We start from the raw sequence: 21261 nt of genomic DNA on the forward strand, positions 1-21261 counted from the left end.
GGGTACTCAGTTCTCCTGGTTGACGGAGACGAGCACATCGTCCCCTTCGATCTTTACGGGGTAGACGGCGACCGGCCGGGTCGCGGGCAGCCCGGACGGCTTGCCGGTGCGCAGGTCGAAGGTGGACCCGTGCAGCCAGCACTCGATCCGGCAGTCCTCGACCTCGCCCTCGGACAGCGAGACGTTGGCGTGCGAGCAGGTGTCGTTGATGGCGAACACGCCCTCGTCGGTCCGGACGATCGCCACCGGGACGCCGTTCAGCTCGACCTTCTTGGGCACGTCCTCCTGCAGGACGCTCAGCGCGCAGGCCCGGACGTAGCTCATGCCACGGTCTCTTCCAGTTCGGCCTCGATCTTCTCCAGCAGCCGGTCCTGGATCTCGGCGACGCCGATCTGCTGGACCAGCTCGGCGAAGAAGCCGCGCACCACCAGGCGGCGGGCCTCGTCGGCCGGGATGCCGCGGGACCGCAGGTAGAACAGCTGCTCGTCGTCGAAGCGGCCGGTCGCGGAGGCGTGGCCGGCGCCGACGATCTCGCCGGTCTCGATCTCCAGGTTCGGCACCGAGTCGACCCGGGCGCCGTCGGTGAGCACCAGGTTGCGGTTGAGCTCGTAGGTGTCGGTGCCGAGCGCGGCGGCCCGGATCAGCACGTCGCCGATCCACACCGCGTGCGCGTCCTGGCCCTGCAGCGCGCCCTTGTAGGCGACGTTGGAGCGGCAGTGCGGGGTGTCGTGGTCGATCACCAGGCGGTGCTCCAGGTGCTGACCGGCGTCCGCGAAGTACAGGCCGAACAGCTCGGCCTCGCCGCCGGGGCCCGCGTAGTTGACCCGCGGGTGCAGGCGCACCAGGTCGCCGCCGAAGGTGACGACCACGGACTTGTAGCTGGCGTCCCGGCCGACCAGCGCGTTGTGCTGGGCGACGTGCACCGCGTCCCGGTCCCAGTCCTGGATCGTGACGAAGGTCAGCTTCGCGCCGTCGCCGACCAGCAGGTCGACGTTGGCGGCGCGGACGCCGGTGCCGGTGTGGTTGAGCACCACGACGGCCTCGGCGAACGGCTTGACCTCGACCACCACGTGCCCGAAGCGGACGCCGCCCTCGCCGTGCACGTCGATCCGGACCGGCTCGGTGAGCGCCGTCTCCTTCGGGACGGTCACCACCAGCGCCTGGTCGAAGGCGCTGAACGCCTGCGCGGCGACCCGGTCCACCGGGGTGCCGGCCTTGCCGACCCGGGGGTCGTCGCGGCCGACCAGCTCGGAGGTGACGCCCTCCGGCAGGCCCAGCTCGGTCTTGCTCTCGCCCTGCTCGGCCTCGAGCGCCGTGCCGTCGTGCAGGCCGCCGAGGCGGTGCAGCGGGGTGAAGCGCCAGTCCTCCTCGCGGCCGGTGGGCACCGGGAAGTCGTTGACGTCGTAGGACGGCTTGACCGCGACCCGGGCGTCGATCGGCTGCCGGACGCTCTCGCGCCCGGTGCCCGGGCCGGCGAGCTGCGCGCCGGCGCCGGCGGTGCCGACCTCGATCGAGCCGGCGGTGGTGGAGCCGGGGGTGTTCTGCTCAGCCATGGCTGTTCGTGTTGCTCTCTTTCGGGAATCGTCGAGGGGCGGGGGTGGCGGCGCGTCAGCCGACCGCGCCCTCCATCTGCAGCTCGATCAGCCGGTTCAGCTCCAGCGCGTACTCCATCGGCAGCTCGCGGGCGATCGGCTCGACGAAGCCGCGCACGATCATCGCCATCGCCTCGGTCTCGCTCAGGCCGCGGCTCATCAGGTAGAACAGCTGGTCCTCGGAGACCTTGGAGACGGTCGCCTCGTGGCCCATCGACACGTCGTCCTCGCGGACGTCCACATACGGGTAGGTGTCCGAGCGGGAGACGGTGTCCACCAGCAGCGCGTCGCACAGCACGTTCGACTTGGCGCCGTGCGAGCCCTCGCCGATCTCGATCAGGCCGCGGTAGGAGGTGCGGCCGCCGCCGCGCGCCACCGACTTGGAGACGATGTGCGAGGAGGTGTTCGGCGCCATGTGGACCATCTTCGCGCCGGCGTCCTGGTGCTGGCCCTCGCCCGCGAAGGCGATCGACAGCGTCTCGCCCTTGGCGTGCTCGCCCATCAGGTAGACGGCCGGGTACTTCATGGTGACCTTGGAGCCGATGTTGCCGTCGACCCACTCCATGGTCGCGCCCTCGTACGCCACGGCGCGCTTGGTGACCAGGTTGTAGACGTTGTTCGACCAGTTCTGGATGGTCGTGTAGCGGCAGCGGCCGCCCTTCTTGACGATGATCTCGACCACCGCGGAGTGCAGCGAGTCCGAGGAGTAGATCGGCGCGGTGCAGCCCTCGACGTAGTGGACGTAGGCGTCCTCGTCGACGATGATCAGCGTCCGCTCGAACTGGCCCATGTTCTCGGTGTTGATCCGGAAGTAGGCCTGCAGCGGGATGTCCACGTGCACGCCCTTCGGCACGTAGATGAACGAGCCGCCGGACCAGACCGCCGTGTTCAGCGAGGCGAACTTGTTGTCGCCGACCGGGATGACGGTGCCGAAGTACTCCTTGAAGAGCTCCGGGTGCTCCTTCAGCGCGGTGTCGGTGTCCAGGAAGATGACGCCCTGCTCCTCCAGGTCCTCGCGGATCTGGTGGTAGACGACCTCGGACTCGTACTGGGCGGCGACGCCGGCCACCAGGCGCTGCTTCTCCGCCTCCGGGATGCCGAGCTTGTCGTACGTCGCCTTGATGTCGGCGGGCAGGTCCTCCCAGGACTCGGCCTGCTTCTCGGTCGAGCGCACGAAGTACTTGATGTTGTCGAAGTCGATGCCCGACAGGTCGGAGCCCCAGGTCGGCATGGGCTTCTTGCCGAACAGCTTCAGGCCCTTGAGGCGGAGGTCGAGCATCCACTCGGACTCGTTCTTCTTCGCCGAGATGTCGCGGACGACCGCCTCGCTCAGGCCGCGCTTGGCGGCGGCTCCGGCGGTGTCCGAGTCGGCCCAGCCGTACTCGTACTTGCCGAGGCCTTCGAGCTCGGGGTGTGCGATGTCAGTCATGCGAGGTTCCTCCGCGCGGACGAGCCGTTTTCGTTGGGGGACGTACCGGCAGTCGGCGCGGCACCGGGCGTCCGGGAGGACGACGGTGCGGCACCGGATGCCGGCACATACGTGGTGCAGACCCCGTCGCCGTGGGCGATGGTGGCCAGCCGTTGCACATGGGTGCCCAGGAGCTGCGAGAAGACCTCGGTCTCCGCCTCGCAGAGCTGCGGGAACTGCTCGGCGATGTGCGCGACCGGGCAGTGGTGCTGGCAGAGCTGGGCGCCGGCCGGTGCGGCGGGTGCCGCGGCGGCGGACGGGACGCGCCGCACCGTGGCAGCGTACCCGTCGGCGCTGAGCGCCTCGGCCAGCGCCTCGGCGCGCTGGGCGCCGGCCTGGTCGAGGGCGTCCTGGTAGCGCTCGCCCTGCTTGGCGAGCCGGGCCCGGGCGAAGGCGGCGACCGCCTCCTCGCCCGCGCTGCCGCCGCCGGCCGCCTCGGAGATCCAGCGCAGCGCGTCGGCGGCGAGCTGGTCGTAGGCCTGGTAGAAGGCGCTGCGGCCGCTGTCGGTGAGGGCGAACACCTTGGCCGGGCGGCCGCGGCCGCGGCTGCCGTAGACCCGCTGCTCGCGGGCGTCGACCAGCCCGGCGGCGGCCAGGCCGTCCAGGTGGCGGCGGACCGCGGCGGGGGTCAGGCCGAGGCGGCTGGCCAGGTCGGCGGCCGAGGACGGGCCGTGGTCCAGGATCGAGCGGGCGACCCGGTCCCGGGTCGCCCGGTGGCCCTCGGCGAGGGCCTCCGCCGCCGTCGCGGGCACGGCGCAGCCGGGAGCGTCGGGCTCCCCGGGCTGGGCTTCGTGCTCGCGGATGTTTTTCACAACACGATTGTTGCGTAATTCGCCGGGCGGAAACAAGCCGTGACCCACGCCTCACCGGTGTCGTCCATCACGAAAGGCAAGCCTTACCCGAAGGGGCCCGTGAGCTGCTCCTAGACTCGCCGGTATGCATGCAGACCCCGCCGTCGAGGTGACCGCACTGGTCAAGCGGTACGGCGACAAGACCGCCGTGGACGGGCTGAGCCTGGCCATCGCCCGGGGCACCGTGACGGCGGTGCTGGGCCCGAACGGCGCGGGCAAGACCACCACGATCGAGACCTGCGAGGGCTACCGCCGCCCGGACGCGGGCACCGTCCGGGTGCTCGGCCTGGACCCGGTGTCCCAGGCCCGGCAGCTCAAGCCGCGGATCGGCGTGATGCTCCAGTCCGGGGGCGTGTACGCCGGTGCGCGCGCCCTCGAAATGCTCCAGCACACCGCCAGGCTGTACGCCGACCCGCTGCCGGTCGGCCCGCTCGCCGAGCGCCTCGGCCTGGACTCCTGCGGCCGCACCCCCTACCGCCGGCTCTCCGGCGGCCAGCAGCAGCGCCTGGCCCTGGCGATGGCCGTGGTCGGCCGCCCCGAGCTGGTCTTCCTGGACGAGCCCACGGCCGGCCTCGACCCGCAGGCCCGCCGCGCCACCTGGGAGCTGGTCACCGAACTGCGCACCGCGGGCGTCACCGTCGTCCTCACCACCCACCTGATGGACGAGGCCGAGCAGCTCGCCGACGACGTCGCCGTCGTCGACCGCGGCCGCGTCATCGCCCAGGGCTCCCCCGACGAGCTGCGCGGCACCGACGCCCAGCTGCGCTTCGACGGCCCGCCCGGCCTCGACCTGGCCGGCCTGCGCAAGGTCCTGCCCGACCGGGCCGCCGTCACCGAACCCGCCCCCGGCTCCTACCGGGTCGAGGCCGCCCTGGACGCCGCCCTGCTCGCCGCCGTCACCGGCTGGTGCGCCGAGGCCGGGGTGATGCCCGACAAGCTCGCGGTGCAGCGCCGCAGCCTCGAAGACGTCTTCCTCGACCTGACCGGACGGGACCTGCGATGACCGCCACCGACCTCACCCCCCGCCCGGGCGCCGCCCCGGTCGGCCGGATGCTGCTCGCGCAGACCGCCCTGGAGACCAGGATGCTGCTGCGCAACGGCGAGCAGCTGCTGCTCACCGTGGTCATCCCGACCGTGCTGCTGGTGCTGTTCTCCGCGGTCGACGTGGTCGCCGTGGACGGCCCGGGCAAGCGGGTGGACTTCCTGGCGCCCGGCCTGCTGGCGCTGGCGGTGATGTCCACCGCGTTCACCGGGCAGGCCATCGCCACCGGCTTCGAGCGCCGCTACGGCGTGCTCAAGCGCCTGGGCGCCACGCCGCTGCCGCGCTGGGCGCTGCTGGCCGCGAAGACCGGCTGCGTGCTGGTCACCGAGCTGCTGCAGGTGCTGCTGCTGTCCGGCATCGCGCTGGCGCTGGGCTGGTCGCCGCACGGCAACCCGCTGGCGGTGCTGCTCCTGCTGGTGCTGGGCACCGCCGCGTTCTCCGGCCTCGGCCTGCTGATGGCGGGCACCCTGCGGGCGGAGGCCACGCTGGCCGGCGCCAACCTGGTGTTCGTCCTGCTGCTGCTGGCCGGCGGCGTGGTCGTCCCGCTGTCGAAGTTCCCGGACGCGGTGCGCCCGGCGCTGGAGCTGCTGCCGATCTCGGCGCTCTCCGACGGCCTGCGCTCGGTCCTCCAGCTCGGCGCCGGCGTGCCCTGGTCCGACCTCGGCGTGCTGGCCGTCTGGTCGGTGCTGGGCCTGGCCGCCGCGGCCCGGTTCTTCCGCTGGGAGTGAGCACCCGGCGCGGGAACGGCCCCGGGAGCGCCGCTCCCGGGGCCGTCGTCTTCCGGCCCGCCGCTCAGGCGCCGCTGCCGGCCTTCTTGCGGCGCACCGCGTAGAGGATGCCGCCGCCCGCGGCGAGCACCGCGGCGCCGCCGACGGTCAGCGCCGTGATGCCCTCCGCGCCGGTGAACGCCAGGCCGCCACCGCCGCTGTTCGAGCCGCCGCCGGTGGAGCCGGTGCGGCTCGCGGACGGGGACGGAGCCGCGCTGCCGGAGCCGCTCGGCTGCGGGCTCTCGGAGACACCGGGGGTCGCCGAGGCGCCGCCGGGGGTGGTGGCGCTCTCCGAGGGCTTCGGGCTCTCCGAAGGACCGGTGGTGCCCGACGGCGAGGGGCTGCCGGAGGGCGGGGTGGTGGTGGTGCCGCCGGGCAGGCAGCCGGCGAACGGGTAGTGGTGGGTCTCGGCGCCGCCGCTGCCGGTCAGCGACTTCGCCCACACCGAGCCGTTGACCGGCCCGCCGGTGCCGAGGTCGAACGCCGCGTTCGGGGCCAGCACGCCGCCCGGCCAGGCGTTGCCGCTGTGCTTGGTGACCGAGGTCGCGGTCGGGAGGTTCCACAGCAGCTCGGCGCGCTCGGCGCCGCCGTCCGCGGACTGCGTCTTGTCGTCCTGGACGTACGCGCCCTTGGCGTGGTCCCAGATCCAGAATCCGGTGGTCGGGGCCTTGGTCTGGTCGTAGGAGGCGCCGGTCACGTTGATGATCGTGGTGGAGCCCGCCGGGACCTTGAGGTAGACGTCCCCGGCCTTCTGCAGCACGTCGGCCGCGACGGTGAAGACGTTGGTGGTCGCGTCGGTGCCGGTGAAGGTGATCTTCTTGCCGTCGACGACCGGTGCGCCGCCGGTGGTCTTCGCCAGCTCGGTGGAGACGTGCCGCAGGTTGGCGAACTCCTTGGCGAAGTCGATCGGCGAGGCGCCCTGCTCGACGTTGTCGGCCCGGCCGCCGCCGACCAGGGTGCCGGCGTAGACGCCCTTGCCCTTCATCAGCCGGAAGTGGGCGCCGCCGCCGATGTTCAGGTTGCCTCCCACCACCAGCGAGTAGCCGCCGGGCAGAGCCGCGATCTCCTCGGGGGTGAGTTCGTTGCCGATGGTGAAGCCGTTGCTGAAGTCGGCGTTCCCGCCGACCGCGACGGCGCCCTCGGCGTCCGGCTTGTGGGTGTCGTCGCCCTCGACGAACTCGCCGTACTTGCCGGCGACGCCGAGGTCGAAGCAGGTGCCGCCCCGGGCGGGGGCGGCGGTCGCGGCGGTCGGGACGACCAGGGCCGCGAGGGCGAGCGAGCCGCCGAGCGCCACGGCGGCGGCGGATATGGACGTGCGCATGTGCAGGACTCCGCGAGTGGGTGCGGGCAGGAGTGTGGGAGGGGCCCACGCCGAAAAAGGTATGGACCAATGCGCACTCTTTCGGCCATTCCGGCAACTGGTCAAGACCACTGGCCGACACGCTCGAAATGATCCGGTCTGTCCGCGTGTCCGCCGGATCGCCCCCCCGCCGCGCCCGCCCGCCGCCCGGGGCCGGAGCACGGCGTAAGCCCGCCTACGATGGTCCGGTGACCAACCCGTTCTCCTTCCTCGCCGAACGCTGGCACCCGACCCCCCAGCACGTCCGCCGGGCGGCGCTGGCCGCACTGGTGATGAGCGTGGTGATCGTGGTGACCGGCGGCGCGGTCCGGCTGACCGACTCCGGTCTGGGCTGCACCACCTGGCCCGCCTGCACCGGCAGCAGCGTGACGCCGACGCCCGAGATGGGCGTGCACGGCGTCATCGAGTTCACCAACCGGATGCTGACCTACGTGCTGTCCGCCGCGATCGGCTGGTTCATCCTGGCCGCCCGCTGCGCGAAGCCGTGGCGCCGCTCGCTGACCAAGCTCGGCTGGGCCCAGTTCTGGCTGGTCTTCTCCAACGCGGTGCTCGGCGGCATCACCGTGCTGACCGACCTCAACCCGTACGTGGTGGCGCTGCACATGGTCGCCGCGCTGGGCCTGGTCTGGGCGGCCGTGCTCGGCTGGGAGCGCAGCAAGGAGGGTGACGGCGCGCCGCACCCGCTGGCGGCGCCCGGGATCCAGCGGTTCGCGCGGGTGCTGGTGGCCTCGATCGGGGCGCTGGTGCTGGTCGGCACGCTGGTCACCGGCGCGGGCCACCACCCGGGCTCGGCCGGCACCTGGCGCATTCCGGTCGACTACGACCGCCTGGCCCAGGCCCACGCCGACCTGGTCTTCCTCGCGGTGGGCCTGACGCTGGCCGCGCTGCTGGTGTTCGCCGCGGTCAAGGCCCCGCCCGCCGCCCGGGCCCGGGTGCGGGAGCTGTTCGTGCTGCTGCTCCTGCAGGGCACGCTCGGTTTCGTCCAGTACTTCACGGACGCCCCGGAGGTCATGGTCGGCCTGCACATGCTGGGCGCCGCGGTGATCTGGGGCGCCGCCCTGCGCGTCCCGCTGGCGCTGCGCACCCGGGCGGGCATCCCGGCCCAGTCCGCCGCCCCGTCCGCCGAACTGGTCGCCTGACCGGCTCCCCGGAACGCGACGACGGCCCGCCGGGGAACCCGGCGGGCCGTCGTCGTCCGCGCGGCGGTCAGAGCTGGATGCCCGCCATCCGCTTCCACTCGTAGGGGCCGGTCTTCACCTTCAGGCCCAGCTCGCCCCCGAACTCCTCGTGCAGGGTGAGCCCGGCGAGCTCGGCGGCCCGGCGGCCGACCGCGTAGCTCGGCGCGACCTGGTCGCCCCAGGCGCCGTCGGCGCCGACCAGGACGATCCGGGTGGCGACGGCCCCGACGTACTCGACGACAGCGTCGGCGCTGCCGCCGTGCTGCGCGGCGAAGCTGCTCAGGTACTTGGCAATGCGCTTGGCGCGGCGCTCGGCGCGGGCGTCCGGCGCGGCGGTGGTGGCGGTCTCTGCGCTGGTCATGCCCGCATGCTACCGACCGGTAGACCGGCTGGCGACGGCAGTTCGCTGTGCCGGGGGCCACACGCCCGCCACCGGCAGCTCGCCGGCCCCCGCGTAGGCCCGGGCGAACTCGGCGCCCTCCGGGCCGGGCCGGGCGATCCGGTGGATCCGCTCCAGCCGCAGCCGCAGCGCGAACTCCCGCTGCTCGGGTGGCAGTCCGGCCGGCAGGTGGAGCAGTTCGAGCAGCCGGTCGGAGAACTCCTGGGTGCGCCAGGCCGCCTCCAGCCGGCGCTGCTGGTAGCCGTCCAGCGCATCGCCGGCGCCGCCGGCGCCGCGCAGGTCCGCGAGCAACGCCCCGACCAGGTCGGCGGCGTCGGCGACCGCCGAGTTGAGGCCCTTGGCGCCGGACGGGGTGACGGTGTGCGCGGCGTCCCCGGCGAGCAGCAGCCGCCCGTGCCGGAACCGGCCGGCGACCCGGCCGCGCATCCGCAGCACCCCGGTCTCCAGCAGCTCCCCGGGCCGCGGGTCGTCGCCGCCGAGGTCCAGCCGCCGGACCAGCTCGGCCCGGATCCGCCCGGCCGCCCAGTCCTCGACCCGCTCCCCCGCGGGCACCTCCAGGTAGAACCGCCCCACGTCGGCGGTGCGCGGCATCATCCCGGCGAACCCGTCCGCGTGCACCGCGTACCGCACCGCCGCCACCGGCCGGTCGATCCGCGCCAGCACCGTCAGCCAGTCGTACGGGTAGCGCCGCTGCGGGCCCGCCGCGCCGTCCGGGAAGGCCGCCGCGACCACGCCGTGCGCCCCCTCGCAGCCGACCGCGTAGCGGGCCCGCAGCCCGCCCGCGGCGGTGCGCAGCAGCACCGCGCCGTCGCCGTCCGGGGCCACCGACTCCACCGGGGAGCCGAAGGCGATCGTGCCGCCGTCGCGCTCGTAGGCGGCGATCAGGTCCCGCACCAGCGACTGCTGCGGGTACACCCAGTGCCGCACCCCGCCGGACAGCGCCCCGTAGTCGACCACCACCCGCTCGCCCAGGCAGCTGATCTCGCACCGCCCGTGCCGCTCCCCCTCCGCGGTCAGCCGGTCGGCCAGCCCGAGCGCCCGCAGGTGCTCGACCACCCGGTGCTCCAGCACCCCGGCCCGCGCGGTGGCCTCCAACTCGGCCCGGGACAGCCGCTCGTGCACCGCGACCTCCACCCCGGCCCGGCGCAGCCCGTGCGCCAGGACCAGCCCGGCGGGCCCGGCCCCGACGACGGCAACGGTGGTGGTGCGGGGCGTCATCGGCGGCCTCCCGTCCTCCCCGCGCGCCCGGTGCGCCCGGCGGACGCCTGGCAACCTAGCACCTGACACCCCGTCACCCCCCGGCCGGGGCGCCGGGGGCCGGAGGGCGTGAATACTGTCCGGGTGAACGATTTCCGTGGCTGGCCGGCCGAGGCGCTGGAGTTCTACGAGCACCTGGAGGCCGACAACTCGAGGACCTTCTGGACCGCGCACCGCGCGGTGTACGACGAGGTGGTGCGGGCACCGATGGAGGCGCTGCTGGCGCGGCTGGAGCCGGAGTTCGGACCGGGGAGGATCTTCCGGCCGAACCGGGACGTCCGGTTCTCGGCCGACAAGTCCCCGTACAAGACGCACGTCGGCGGGTACCTGGAGGGCGGCGGCTACGTGCAGCTGTCCGCCGACGGGCTGGCCTGCGGGCTGGGCTACTACCAGCTGGCGAGCGACCAACTGGCCCGCTACCGCACCGCGGTGGCCGAGGACGTGCCGGGCGCCGAGCTGGAGCGGGTGGTGGCGGCCGTCCGAGCGGCCGGGCCGCAGGTGGTCGGCCGGGGCAGCCTGAAGACCGCGCCGCGCGGCACGCCCAAGGACCACCCGCGGATCGAACTGCTGCGCCACAAGGGCCTGGTCGCCTGGCAGGAGTGGGAGCCCGCGGCCTGGCTGGGCACCGCGAAGGCGTACGACCGGGTCACCGGGTTCCTGCGGGCGGCGGCGCCGCTGCACGAGTGGCTGGAGAACCACGTCGGCCCCAGCGAGCTTCCGCCGCGCTGAGGCCGAGGGTCCTGCGGGAAGGGGCGGTTCAGCCCACGAAGGGGTCGATCGCCACGACCAGGAACAGCAGGGTCAGGTAGGTGATCGACCAGTGGAACAGCCGCATCTCCTTGAGCTTGGCGCCCACGATGCCGGCCTTGGCGCGCGACTGGAGGGCGTACGCCTCCTTCATCCACAGCGCGCCGAGGACGGCGGCGGTGGCCGGGTACAGCCAGCTGGTGTGCGCGGCGGGCCACAGCAGCAGCGAGGTCGCCACCATCACCCAGGAGTAGGCGACGACCTGCCGGGCCACGCCGATGTTGCCGCGGATCACCGGCAGCATCGGCACGCCGGCCTTGGCGTAGTCGTCGCGGACCTTCATCATCAGCACCCAGGTGTGCGGCGGCGTCCAGAAGAACACCACCAGGAACAGCACCACGGCCGCCCAGGACACCGAGTTCGTCACCGAGGACCAGCCGACCAGCACCGGCATGCAGCCGGCGATGCCGCCCCAGACCACGTTCTGCGAGGTGCGGCGCTTGAGGCCGAGGGTGTAGACGAACACGTAGAACAGCAGCGCGCCGAGGGCGAGCGCCGAGGAGAGCCAGTTGACCAGCAGGCCGAGCCAGAGCGTGGAGACCACGGCCAGCACGACGCCGAAGACCAGCGCCTCGCGCGGGGAGACCATGCCGGTGACGATCGGGCGCCGCTCGGTGCGCGACATCACCGCGTCGATGTCGCGGTCGATGTACATGTTGAGCGCGTTCGCGCCGCCCGCCGACAGGTAGCCGCCGACCACCACCGCGAGCACCCGCCACAGGTTGGGCACGCCGTCCTGGGCCAGGAACATCACCGGTACCGTCGAGATCAGCAGCAGCTCGATGATCCGGGGTTTGGTGAGGGCGACGAAGGCCCCGACGCGGGCCCCGAACGGCCGGGGCGCGGTCCTCGTCCCTACCACCACCCCAGCGGGGCGGGATTCGACGGCGGTCACGGACACCTCAACAGTCGATGAACTTCCACAGGCGACCCGGTAGACCCGCAGGGTGCCCGCCGTCCGCTCTGCGCGTACCACGCAACCATAGACGTTCCATATCTCCCGATCCGCCCCGGGGTCCCCCGGCGAGCCGCGTGCGCTCCCGTCTTGCCCTTCGGACGGGCAAACCCTCCCTGGACGGGTGAAGGTAGGACAGACCAGTTGACGCCGCGCCAGGGGAATGCGACGCCGCGACCCCGCGTTGCCCGGCACAGAGGGTGAGGGGCCCCGCAAACGGTAGGCTCGCACAGAGAAGCGGGATCAACCCTCCGTGATCGGCACCAGCCACAGCGGCGTGGCCGTCCGGTCCCCTTCACGGGGTCACACTTCACAGAATCCGGAAGGAGCCCTGAGTCAGGGTGAGCACCACGCCGAACGTCTTTGAGTGGAGCGAGGCGGACCAGCGGGCCGTCGACACGGCCCGGGTCCTGGCCATGGACGCCGTGCAGAAGGTGGGGAACGGGCACCCCGGAACCGCCATGTCGCTGGCTCCCGCCGCGTACTTGATCTTCCAGCGCTTCCTGCGCCACGACCCGACCGACCCGGCCTGGGTCGGCCGGGACCGCTTCGTGCTGTCCCCCGGGCACACCTCCCTCACGCTGTACACCCAGCTGTTCCTGTCCGGCTACGGGCTGTCGCTGGACGACCTGAAGTCCTTCCGGGTCGCGGGCAGCCGCACCCCCGGCCACCCCGAGCACGGCCACACCGCCGGCGTCGAGACCACCACCGGCCCACTCGGCCAGGGCATCGGCAACGCGGTCGGCATGGCGATGGCCGCCCGCTACGAGCGCGGCCTGTTCGACCCGGACGCGGCGCCCGGCACCTCGCCGTTCGACCACACCGTCTGGGCGATCGTCTCCGACGGCGACCTCGAGGAGGGCATCTCCGCCGAGGCGTCCTCGCTGGCCGGCCACCAGAAGCTGGGCAACCTGGTCGCGCTCTACGACGACAACCACATCTCGATCGAGGGCGACACCGAGACGGCCTTCTCCGAGGACGTGCTCGGCCGCTACGAGGCGTACGGCTGGCACGTCCAGCGGGTCGCCCCGAAGTCCGACGGCGACATCGACGTGGCCGCGCTGGCCGCCGCGCTGGACGCCGCCCGGGCCGAGACCGGCAAGCCGTCGATCATCGCGATGCGCACCATCATCGCCTGGCCCGCGCCGAACGCCCAGAACACCGGCAAGGCGCACGGCTCGGCCCTCGGCGACGCCGAGATCGCCGCCACCAAGAAGGTGCTGGGCTTCGACCCGGACAAGACCTTCGAGGTCACCGACGAGGTCCTCGCCCACGCCCGCGAGGTCGTGGAGCGCGGCCGGGCCGCCCACGCCGAGTGGGAGGGCCGGCTCGCCGACTGGCGCACCGCCGACCCGGAGCGGGCCGCGGCGTTCGACCGGATCCAGTCCGGCGAGCTGCCCGACGGCTGGGAGAAGGCCGTCCCGGTCTTCCCGGCCGGCAAGGACGTCGCCACCCGCAAGGCCTCCGGCGACACCCTGAAGGCGCTCGGCGCGATCGTCCCCGAACTGTGGGGCGGCTCCGCGGACCTCGCCGAGTCCAACCTGACCACCATCGACGAGGAGTCGTCCTTCCTCCCGGAGGGCAACCCGCTCAAGAGCGCCTCGCCGTACGGCCGGACGATCCACTTCGGCATCCGCGAGCACGCCATGGGCTCGATCATGAACGGCATCGCGCTGCACGGCCGCACCCGCGTCTACGGCGGCACCTTCCTGGTGTTCTCCGACTACATGCGCCCCGCGGTCCGGCTCGCCGCCCTGATGAAGCTGCCGGTCACCTACGTCTGGACGCACGACTCGATCGGCCTCGGCGAGGACGGCCCGACCCACCAGCCCATCGAGCACCTGGCCGCGCTGCGCGCCATCCCCGGCCTCGCCGTGGTCCGCCCGGCGGACGCCAACGAGACCGCCGTGGTGTGGCGCACCGTGCTGGAGCGGCAGACCAGCCACCCCGGCCCGGTCGGCCTGGCGCTGACCCGCCAGGGCGTGCCGACCTTCGACCGCGAGGTGTTCGGCTCCGCCGAGGGCGCGGCCAAGGGCGGCTACGTGCTGGCCGAGGCCACCGGCGGCGCGCCGAAGGTCATCCTGATCGGCACCGGCTCCGAGGTGCAGATCGCCGTGGCGGCCCGCGAGGTGCTGGAGGCCGAGGGCGTCCCGACCCGGGTGGTCTCGCTGCCGTCGGTCGAGTGGTTCAACGAGCAGGACCAGGCGTACCGCGACAGCGTGCTGCCGCCGAACGTCCGGGCCCGGGTCTCGGTCGAGGCGGGCATCGCCCAGGGCTGGCGCGAGCTGGTCGGCGACGCCGGCCGGATCATCAGCCTGGAGCACTTCGGCGCCTCCGCCGACTACAAGGTGCTGTACGAGGAGTTCGGCCTCACCGCCGAAGCGGTCACCAACGCCGCCCGTGCCTCGCTGCGCACGGTCGAAGCCGTCTCGCGCTGACGCGCTGACCCGCCCGGCCCGGGGTATCCGCACTACCCCGGGCCGGCTCCCCGGACTCCACCAGACGTACGAAAAGAAGAAGAGGGACTGAGCACCATGACCGACGCTTTGAACCGCCTCAGCGAAGAAGGCGTGGCGATCTGGCTCGACGACCTGAGCCGGGAGCGCCTGAACTCCGGCAACCTGGCCGAGCTGGTGCAGGAGAAGCACGTCGTCGGCGTCACCACCAACCCGACCATCTTCCAGAAGGCCATCGGCAGCGGCAGCGCCGCCTACGACGGCCAGCTGACCGACCTCGCGGTCCGCGAGGTCACCACCGAGGAGGCGATCCGCATGATCACCACCTCCGACGTGCGCGACGCCGCCGACGTGCTGCGCCCCGTGTACGACGCCTCCAACGGCCGCGACGGCCGGGTCTCCATCGAGGTCGACCCGCGCCTGGCCCACCGCACCGACGCCACCGTCGCCGAGGCCAAGCAGCTGTGGTGGCTGGTCGACCGCCCCAACGTGCTGATCAAGATCCCCGCCACCATGGGCGGCCTGCCCGCGATCAGCCAGGTCCTGGCCAGGGGCATCAGCGTCAACGTCACGCTGATCTTCTCGCTGGAGCGCTACAAGGCCGTCATCGACGCCCACCTGACCGGCCTGGAGCAGGCCAAGGCCGCCGGCCTCGACCTCTCCCAGATCGAGTCCGTCGCCTCGTTCTTCGTCTCCCGCGTGGACACCGAGATCGACAAGCGCCTGGACGCGGTCGGCACCCCCGAGGCCAAGGAGCTGCGCTCCAAGGCCGCCGTCGCCAACGCCCGCCTCGCCTACCAGGCGTACGAGGAGGTCTACGGCTCGGTGGACGGCGCCAAGCCCGCCTCCGCGCGCTGGGCGGCCCTGGAGGCGGCCGGCGCCAAGCCGCAGCGCCCGCTGTGGGCGTCCACCGGCGTCAAGGACCCGAACCTGCCGGACACCCTCTACGTGACCGAGCTGGTCGCCCCGGGCACCGTCAACACCATGCCCGAGGCCACCCTGGACGCCACCGACGACCACGGCCCGGTCACCGGCGACACCATCACCCCGAACTACGCCGACGCCAAGGCCGTGCTCGACGCGGTCGCCGCCGCGGGCGTGGACTACGACGACGTGGTCCAGGTCCTGGAGGACGAGGGCGTCAGCAAGTTCGAGGCCTCCTGGACCGAGCTGCTCGACACCGTCACCGCGGCGCTCGAAGCGCACGGCAAGAACTGACACCTGCTCACGGAACCGACGCACGGAAAGCGGAGCACACCACAGTGAGCAACACCCAGCCGTACCCGGATGTGGAGGGCACGGAGCCGGCCGCGGGAGACACCCCGGACCGGCCCGTCAACCCGCTGCGCGACCCCGCCGACCGGCGGCTGCCGAGGATCGCCGGGCCGTCCGGCCTGGTGATCTTCGGCGTCACCGGCGACCTGTCGCGCAAGAAGCTGATGCCGGCGGTCTACGACCTCGCCAACCGCGGCCTGCTGCCGCCGGGCTTCTCGCTCGTCGGGTTCGCCCGCCGCGAGTGGGAGGACGAGGACTTCGCCAACGAGGTGCACGACGCCGTCAAGGAGCACGCCCGCACGCCCTTCCGCGAGGAGGTCTGGGAGCAGCTCGCCAAGGGCATGCGCTTCGTCCAGGGCGACTTCGGCGACGACGAGGCGTTCGACACCCTGCGCCGCACGATCGAGGACCTCGACCAGGCGCAGGGCACCAGCGGCAACTTCGCGTTCTACCTGTCGGTGCCGCCGAAGTTCTTCCCGACCGTGGTCCAGCAGCTCAAGAAGCACGGACTGACCGACCCGGCGCCGGGCTCCTGGCGCCGGGCGGTGATCGAGAAGCCGTTCGGCCACGACCTGGCCAGCGCCCAGGAGTTGAACCGGATCGTCCACGAGGTCTTCCCCCGTGACGAGGTCTTCCGGATCGACCACTACCTGGGCAAGGAGACCGTCCAGAACATCCTGGCGCTGCGCTTCGCCAACCAGATGTTCGAGCCGATCTGGAACCGGTCGTACGTCGACCACGTGCAGATCACCATGGCCGAGGACATCGGCATCGGCGGCCGGGCCGGCTACTACGACGGCATCGGCTCCGCCCGTGACGTCATCCAGAACCACCTGCTCCAGCTGATGGCGCTGACCGCCATCGAGGAGCCGGCGTCCTTCCACCCGAAGGCGCTGGTCGCCGAGAAGCTGAAGGTGCTCAGCGCCGTCAAGCTGCCCGCCGACCTGGGCGCGCACACCGTGCGCGGCCAGTACGCGGCGGGCTGGCAGGGCGGCGAGGAGGTGCTCGGCTACCTGGACGAGGACGGCATCAACCCCGAGTCCAAGACCGACACCTACGCCGCCATCAAGCTGGAGATCAACAACCGGCGCTGGGCGGGCGTCCCGTTCTACCTGCGCACCGGCAAGCGGCTGGGCCGCCGGGTCACCGAGATCGCGGTGGTCTTCCAGCGCGCCCCGTACCTGCCGTTCGACTCCTACGCCACCGAGGAGCTCGGCCAGAACGCCCTGGTGATCCGCGTCCAGCCGGACGAGGGCGTCACCGTGCGGTTCGGCTCGAAGGTCCCCGGCACCGCGCTGGAGGTCCGCGACGTCACGATGGACTTCGCCTACGGCGAGTCCTTCACCGAGTCCAGCCCCGAGGCGTACGAGCGCCTCATCCTGGACGTCCTGCTCGGCGACGCGAACCTCTTCCCGCGGCACCAGGAGGTCGAGCTGTCCTGGCAGATCCTCGACCCGATCGAGCAGTACTGGGACGCCAACGGCAAGCCCGCGCAGTACCCGGCCGGCACCTGGGGCCCGGCCGAGGCGGACGAGATGCTCGCACGAGACGGCAGGAGCTGGCGCCGGCCATGAAGATCGACCTGACGGACACCACGTCCAGCAAGATCAACGCGACCATGATGGACGCCCGCCGGGCCAGCGGCTCGACCGCCGCCGGCATGGTGCTGACCCTGGTCATCGTGACCGACGAGGGCAGCGCCTACGACGCCCTCAAGGCCGCCAACGACGCCTCCCGCGAACACCCCTCGCGCATCCTGGCCGTCATCAAGCGGGCCGGCCGCTCGCCCCGCGCCCGGGCCGAGACCCGGCTCGACGCGGAGATCCTGGTCGGCACCGAGGCGGGCAGCGGCGAAACGGTCGTCCTGCGGATGCACGGCGAACTCGCCGCGCACGCCCAGTCGGTGGTGCTGCCGCTGCTGCTGCCGGACGCCCCCGTGGTGGTCTGGTGGCCGGACAACGCGCCGCTCAACCCCGCCCAGGACCCGCTGGGTGCGCTCGCCCAGCGCCGGATCACCGACGCGGTGACCGCCGAGTCCCCGGTCGGCCAGCTCGCCCAGCGGGCGGCCGGCTACACCCCCGGCGACACCGACCTCGCCTGGACCAGGATCACCGGCTGGCGCTCCATGCTGGCCGCCGCCCTGGACCAGCGCGACGTCGAGATCACCGGCGCGGTGGTCGAGGGCGAGTCGTACAACCCCAGCGTCGAACTGCTCGGCCTGTGGCTGCACAACCGCCTGCGCGTCCAGGTCGAGCGGGTCGTCACCGGCGGCCCCGGCATCACCGCCGTCCGGCTGCGCACCAAGGAGGGCGACATCACCCTCGACCGCCCCGACGGCCTGCTCGGCACGCTCTGCATGCCCGGCGCGCCCGACCGGATGGTCGCGCTCAAGCGCCGCGACACCGCCGAGCTGATCGCCGAGGAACTGCGCCGCCTCGACCCCGACGACATCTACGCCGCCGCCGTCCGCACCCCGGTCGACCGGCTGCGCGAGCGGATCGCCGGCGTCGAGCACGCGGGCCCCGGCGGCACCGTGGAGGCTTCGGCCCCCGCGGCCGCGGAGCCGGAGGCCAAGGTCGTCGAGTCCGCCGTCGCCGCCCCGGCCCGGGTCACCGCCAAGCTGCCGAAGAAGGCCGCCCCGGCGGCGAAGAAGGCCACCGCCAAGAAGGCCGCCCCGCGCAAGCGGAGCGGCCAGTGAGCACCGAACGGGTCCTGGTCCACCGGGACGCCGCGCTGCTCGCCCAGGCGGCCGCCGCCCGGCTGCTCACCGCCCTGGCCGACGCCCAGGCCGCCCGCGGCACCGCCCACCTGGTGCTCACCGGCGGCCGCAACGGCAACGCCCTGCTCGCCGCGCTCGCCGCCCACCCGGCGCGCGACGCGGTGGACTGGGCGCACGTCGACCTGTGGTGGGGCGACGAGCGCTACCTGCCGGCCGGCGACCCGGAGCGCAACGCGGTGCAGGCCGCCGCGTTCCTGGACGCCGTCCGGCCGCTCGGCGCCCGGGTGCACGAGATGCCCCCGGCCGACGGCGGCACCCCCGCCGAGGACGCCGCCGAACAGTACGCCGCCGAGCTGGCCGCGGCCGCCGCCCCCGGCGAACGGCTGCCGCTCTTCGACGTCCTGCTGCTCGGCGTCGGCCCCGACGCGCACGTCGCCTCGCTCTTCCCCGGCCACCCCGGGGTCGAGCGGACCGACGGCACCGTCATCGCCGTCCACGACTCCCCCAAGCCCCCGCCCACCCGCCTCTCCCTCACCCTCCCCGCCCTGCACCACGCCCGCCAGGTGTGGCTGCTGGCCGCCGGCCCCGACAAGGCCGACGCGGTCGCCCTGGCCCGCACCGCCCCGGGAGCCGCCACGGCCCCGGCCGGCGCGGTCACCGGCACCGAGCGGACGCTGTGGCTGCTGGACGAGGCGGCGGCGGGCAAGCCCGCCTGAGTCCGCACGCCGCACGAGGCCCGGCCCGGTTCTCCCGGACCGGGCCTCGTGCGTCCTGCTACAACTCTGCTGTGGGAACGGAGAACAGCATCACCGGCGGCACCTTCGCGGCCGGCGTCCTGCAGGTCGGCTCGCTCAGCCTGGACAAGCCCGCCACCCGGCCGTCCGGACTGCCCCCGCGCGGGCTCTTCGTCGGCCGCGAACCGCTGCTCGCCGACCTGGTCACCGGACTCGCCGCCGGCGGGGGCCCACTGCTGGTCTCCGCACTCGCCGGCCTCGGCGGCATCGGCAAGACCGCCCTCGCCGTCGAAGCCGCCCACCGCACCCGGCATCTCTTCCCCGGCGGGATCCTCTTCGTCGACCTGCGCGGTTACGACGAGCACCCCGTCACCCCCGAGCAGGCCCTCGACACCCTGCTGCGCGCCCTCGGCGAGGACCTCCCGCCCGAGGACCCGGCCGCCAAGCAGCACCGCTACCGCACCCTGCTTGCCGCCGCCGACGGCCCGCTGCTGCTGATCGCCGACAACGCCTCCTCCCCCGCCCAGGTCACCCCGCTGCTGCCCGGCGACCCCCGCCACCACGTCCTGGTCACCAGCCGCCACGTCCTCTCCGACCGCACCCTCACCCCGCACCACTTCAGGGTCGGCACTCTGGACGAGGAGGAATCCCTCGTCCTGCTCGCCGAGTTGGCCGGCTGCCCCGACCCCGCCTTCGCCGACATCGCCCGACTCTGCGGCCACCTCCCGCTCGCTCTCCGGGTGGCCGGCGCCCTGCTCACCGACCGCACCCCCGCCGAACTCGCCACCGACCTCACTGACACCCGCGAACGCCTCACCGAACTCGACTACGGCCCCGACCTGACCGTCCGCACCGCCTTCGACCTCTCCCACCAGCGTCTCGCCCCCGCCGAGGCCCGCCTCTTCGCCCTCCTCGGCCGGCACCCCGGCCCGGACCTGGCCCTGGACGCCGTCACCGCCCTCGCCGATCTCCCCGAGCGCGAGACCCTGAGCCTGCTGCGCTCCCTGTCCCGCGCCCACCTGGTCGAGGCCGCCGACCGCCGCTACCGCTTGCACGACCTGGTCAAGCTGTACGCCGCCGAACAGCCTGCGGACGACGCCGAGCAGGCCGTGGTCCGGCTGGCGCGCTTCTACGCCGCGATGGCCGCCACCATCGAACCGAACTTGCGGGCCCGCGGGGAGTGGATCTCCGCCGAGGGCGAGAACGTCTTCGCCACACACCATGTCGTCGGATTCGAAGTCGATCCCCACGTCTCCGCCGCACTGAACGACGGCATCACGTGGTACCTGCTGCAGAGCGCGGTCTTCCGAGCCATCGCGGCCGGGAACGTCGGGGCCGCCCGGGGCCGTGCCCCACACCGTGAGGACCTCACCGAAATGATCCGAATCGAATCGGTCGACGATCTGTTCACCAGCTCCGCCGCCCTGCCCCGCGGTCCCGAGTTGAGCAGGCTGCTCATACTGCTGAAGGAACTGACCGTCAACGCCGCCCAACCCGAGCTGACTCCGGACGTGCTGCCCGAGTACCTCCGTCTGCTCTCCTCTGGTCTCTCCCGCTTCCGGGCCGGCGCCGAGCAGATGGGCGGCCTGCTCGGCCCGCAGGAGGCGGAGCTCCGCGAGTTGGAAGAGCAGTTGACCGACACGGCGAAGGGCGCCACCGGTGGCCGGTGACGCCCTTCGTGTGGTGCTGCCGCGCTCAGATCTCGCCGCGCAGCTTGGCCAGCGCCTCGGCGAGGATCGCCTCGCCGTCGGCGTCGGTGCGGCGCTCGCGGACGTAGGCGAGGTGGGTCTTGTAGGGCTCGTTGCGGGCCGGGGCGGGCGGGTTGTGCTCGTCCTGGCCGGCCGGGAAGCCGCAGCGCGGGCAGTCCCAGGTGTCCGGGATGGCCGCCTCGGCGGCGAAACTGGGGCGCGTCTCGTGCTTGTTGGCGCACCAGAAGGAGATGCGGTTGCGCGGGGCGGATTCACCGCGCTCCGCCTCGCCCATCGGGCCGGCGCCGACTCGGCTGCCTCGGATCGCGTTGCCACTTGCCACGGTCTGACTCCCTGCGTGCTGGTGCCGTCCGGCCGCGGCTGGGCGGACGGTGGCGAAGTCGTCCTAGTGTAAGCGCGAGTTAAGCCGGCGCCACCATCACCCGGCGACTTCCTGTCAGTTGTTCTTGAGCAGCAGCCCGAGCACCACGATGCAGGCGAACCACGCGATCCCGAGGATCACGGTGATGCGGTCGAGGTTGCGCTCGGCCACCGCGGAGCCGCCACCGGTCGAGGCCGCGCCGCCGCCGAACATGTCGGACAGGCCGCCGCCCTTGCCCTTGTGAAGCAGAACCATCAGGATCATCAGCGCGCTCAGGATGATCAGAGCAATCTCGAACCCGAGAACCACGACGGGACCAACTCTCTCGAA

General features: G+C 73.0%; 20 protein-coding genes. 10 read left to right on the top strand and 10 right to left on the bottom strand.

The window, feature by feature from the left end; translation table 11 throughout:
• Positions 1-6 precede the first annotated feature (6 nt).
• From EDD39_RS32760 to EDD39_RS32775, 4 genes are read right to left on the bottom strand one after another with little or no spacing between them, the layout of a single operon-like run.
• Positions 7-324 carry a non-heme iron oxygenase ferredoxin subunit gene (locus tag EDD39_RS32760; protein WP_030461481.1) on the bottom strand — a complete coding sequence of 106 codons (318 nt, stop codon included), beginning with the start codon at positions 322-324 and terminating at the stop codon, positions 7-9.
• A complete protein-coding gene (gene sufD / locus EDD39_RS32765) occupies positions 321-1553 on the bottom strand; it encodes a Fe-S cluster assembly protein SufD (protein ID WP_123562971.1) in 1233 nt (410 codons plus the stop codon). The genes EDD39_RS32760 and sufD overlap by 4 nt, the downstream gene beginning before the upstream one ends.
• A 55-nt stretch (positions 1554-1608) precedes the next feature.
• A complete protein-coding gene (gene sufB, locus EDD39_RS32770; protein WP_123562973.1) occupies positions 1609-3021 on the bottom strand; it encodes a Fe-S cluster assembly protein SufB in 1413 nt (470 codons plus the stop codon).
• On the bottom strand, positions 3018-3872 hold the full coding sequence (locus EDD39_RS32775) for a helix-turn-helix transcriptional regulator (protein ID WP_123562975.1): 855 nt from the start codon (positions 3870-3872) through the stop codon (positions 3018-3020). Before EDD39_RS32775 ends, sufB begins: the two co-directional genes overlap by 4 nt.
• A 124-nt stretch (positions 3873-3996) precedes the next feature.
• On the opposite strand from EDD39_RS32775, the gene EDD39_RS32780 reads away from it, so the two are divergent.
• Both EDD39_RS32780 and EDD39_RS32785 read left to right on the top strand, forming a co-directional pair.
• Positions 3997-4914 carry an ABC transporter ATP-binding protein gene (locus EDD39_RS32780; RefSeq protein WP_123562976.1) on the top strand — a complete coding sequence of 306 codons (918 nt, stop codon included), beginning with the start codon at positions 3997-3999 and terminating at the stop codon, positions 4912-4914.
• Entirely contained in the window at positions 4911-5681 is a 771-nt protein-coding gene (locus EDD39_RS32785; RefSeq protein WP_123562978.1) for an ABC transporter permease, read from the top strand. Before EDD39_RS32780 ends, EDD39_RS32785 begins: the two co-directional genes overlap by 4 nt.
• 64 nt (positions 5682-5745) lie before the next feature.
• On the opposite strand, the gene EDD39_RS32790 is transcribed toward EDD39_RS32785, so the two are convergent.
• Positions 5746-7041, bottom strand: coding sequence for a choice-of-anchor A family protein (locus tag EDD39_RS32790; RefSeq protein WP_123562980.1), 1296 nt, complete (start codon positions 7039-7041; stop codon positions 5746-5748).
• A gap of 227 nt (positions 7042-7268) precedes the next feature.
• Between EDD39_RS32790 and EDD39_RS32795 the strand changes: the two genes are divergently transcribed.
• The gene (locus tag EDD39_RS32795) at positions 7269-8219 is read left to right on the top strand and encodes a COX15/CtaA family protein (protein ID WP_123562982.1); all 951 of its coding nucleotides are present in this window, start codon (positions 7269-7271) and stop codon (positions 8217-8219) included.
• Between the two features lie 67 nt (positions 8220-8286).
• Here EDD39_RS32795 and EDD39_RS32800 read toward each other — a convergent pair whose 3' ends face one another.
• Together EDD39_RS32800 and EDD39_RS32805 are read right to left on the bottom strand one after the other, a co-directional pair.
• Positions 8287-8619: a hypothetical protein gene (locus EDD39_RS32800; protein WP_123562984.1), complete on the bottom strand. Its 333-nt coding sequence runs from the start codon at positions 8617-8619 to the stop codon at positions 8287-8289.
• Between the two features lie 9 nt (positions 8620-8628).
• A complete protein-coding gene (locus EDD39_RS32805; RefSeq protein WP_123562986.1) occupies positions 8629-9876 on the bottom strand; it encodes an FAD-dependent monooxygenase in 1248 nt (415 codons plus the stop codon).
• Between the two features lie 123 nt (positions 9877-9999).
• On the opposite strand from EDD39_RS32805, the gene EDD39_RS32810 reads away from it, so the two are divergent.
• On the top strand, positions 10000-10644 hold the full coding sequence (locus tag EDD39_RS32810; protein WP_123562988.1) for a DUF2461 domain-containing protein: 645 nt from the start codon (positions 10000-10002) through the stop codon (positions 10642-10644).
• 28 nt (positions 10645-10672) lie between these two features.
• Here the strand turns inward: EDD39_RS32810 and EDD39_RS32815 are convergent, their stop codons facing one another.
• Positions 10673-11617, bottom strand: coding sequence for a heme o synthase (locus EDD39_RS32815; protein ID WP_030461469.1), 945 nt, complete (start codon positions 11615-11617; stop codon positions 10673-10675).
• Positions 11618-12018: 401 nt separating this feature from the next.
• Between EDD39_RS32815 and tkt the strand changes: the two genes are divergently transcribed.
• The 6 genes from tkt (at position 12019) to EDD39_RS32845 (ending at position 20531) form a co-directional block, all read left to right on the top strand.
• Positions 12019-14115 (top strand): transketolase, encoded by a 2097-nt coding sequence (gene tkt, locus EDD39_RS32820; RefSeq protein ID WP_123562990.1) that lies wholly within the window; start codon positions 12019-12021, stop codon positions 14113-14115.
• Between the two features lie 96 nt (positions 14116-14211).
• The gene (gene tal, locus EDD39_RS32825) at positions 14212-15351 is read left to right on the top strand and encodes a transaldolase (protein WP_123562992.1); all 1140 of its coding nucleotides are present in this window, start codon (positions 14212-14214) and stop codon (positions 15349-15351) included.
• A gap of 71 nt (positions 15352-15422) precedes the next feature.
• Positions 15423-16982 (top strand): glucose-6-phosphate dehydrogenase, encoded by a 1560-nt coding sequence (gene zwf, locus EDD39_RS32830; RefSeq protein ID WP_123563478.1) that lies wholly within the window; start codon positions 15423-15425, stop codon positions 16980-16982.
• Positions 16979-18106 carry a glucose-6-phosphate dehydrogenase assembly protein OpcA gene (gene opcA, locus EDD39_RS32835; RefSeq protein ID WP_123562994.1) on the top strand — a complete coding sequence of 376 codons (1128 nt, stop codon included), beginning with the start codon at positions 16979-16981 and terminating at the stop codon, positions 18104-18106. The genes zwf and opcA overlap by 4 nt, the downstream gene beginning before the upstream one ends.
• The gene (pgl, locus tag EDD39_RS32840) at positions 18103-18843 is read left to right on the top strand and encodes a 6-phosphogluconolactonase (RefSeq protein WP_123562996.1); all 741 of its coding nucleotides are present in this window, start codon (positions 18103-18105) and stop codon (positions 18841-18843) included. The genes opcA and pgl overlap by 4 nt, the downstream gene beginning before the upstream one ends.
• A 71-nt stretch (positions 18844-18914) precedes the next feature.
• Positions 18915-20531, top strand: coding sequence for an NB-ARC domain-containing protein (locus EDD39_RS32845; protein ID WP_162870282.1), 1617 nt, complete (start codon positions 18915-18917; stop codon positions 20529-20531).
• A gap of 25 nt (positions 20532-20556) precedes the next feature.
• Here the strand turns inward: EDD39_RS32845 and EDD39_RS32850 are convergent, their stop codons facing one another.
• Both EDD39_RS32850 and secG read right to left on the bottom strand, forming a co-directional pair.
• Positions 20557-20844, bottom strand: a complete 288-nt coding sequence (locus EDD39_RS32850; RefSeq protein ID WP_014138616.1) for an RNA polymerase-binding protein RbpA — start codon at positions 20842-20844, stop codon at positions 20557-20559.
• A gap of 162 nt (positions 20845-21006) precedes the next feature.
• Entirely contained in the window at positions 21007-21240 is a 234-nt protein-coding gene (gene secG / locus EDD39_RS32855) for a preprotein translocase subunit SecG (RefSeq protein ID WP_123563000.1), read from the bottom strand.
• Between the last annotated feature and the right edge of the window lie 21 nt (positions 21241-21261).

It is taken from the genome of Kitasatospora cineracea, from assembly GCF_003751605.1.
In the GTDB taxonomy this organism is placed as follows: Bacteria; Actinomycetota; Actinomycetes; order Streptomycetales; family Streptomycetaceae; genus Kitasatospora; species Kitasatospora cineracea.

Bases quoted from the DNA above. Each gene is read 5' to 3' on its own strand.
- EDD39_RS32760 (WP_030461481.1), bottom strand. From the start codon at position 324: ATGAGCTACGTCCGGGCCTGCGCGCTGAGCGTCCTGCAGGAGGACGTG.
- sufD (WP_123562971.1), bottom strand. From the start codon at position 1,553: ATGGCTGAGCAGAACACCCCCGGCTCCACCACCGCCGGCTCGATCGAG.
- sufB (WP_123562973.1), bottom strand. From the start codon at position 3,021: ATGACTGACATCGCACACCCCGAGCTCGAAGGCCTCGGCAAGTACGAG.
- EDD39_RS32780 (WP_123562976.1), top strand. From the start codon at position 3,997: ATGCATGCAGACCCCGCCGTCGAGGTGACCGCACTGGTCAAGCGGTAC.
- EDD39_RS32785 (WP_123562978.1), top strand. From the start codon at position 4,911: ATGACCGCCACCGACCTCACCCCCCGCCCGGGCGCCGCCCCGGTCGGC.
- EDD39_RS32790 (WP_123562980.1), bottom strand. From the start codon at position 7,041: ATGCGCACGTCCATATCCGCCGCCGCCGTGGCGCTCGGCGGCTCGCTC.
- EDD39_RS32800 (WP_123562984.1), bottom strand. From the start codon at position 8,619: ATGACCAGCGCAGAGACCGCCACCACCGCCGCGCCGGACGCCCGCGCC.
- EDD39_RS32805 (WP_123562986.1), bottom strand. From the start codon at position 9,876: ATGACGCCCCGCACCACCACCGTTGCCGTCGTCGGGGCCGGGCCCGCC.
- tal (WP_123562992.1), top strand. From the start codon at position 14,212: ATGACCGACGCTTTGAACCGCCTCAGCGAAGAAGGCGTGGCGATCTGG.
- opcA (WP_123562994.1), top strand. From the start codon at position 16,979: ATGAAGATCGACCTGACGGACACCACGTCCAGCAAGATCAACGCGACC.
- EDD39_RS32850 (WP_014138616.1), bottom strand. From the start codon at position 20,844: ATGGGCGAGGCGGAGCGCGGTGAATCCGCCCCGCGCAACCGCATCTCC.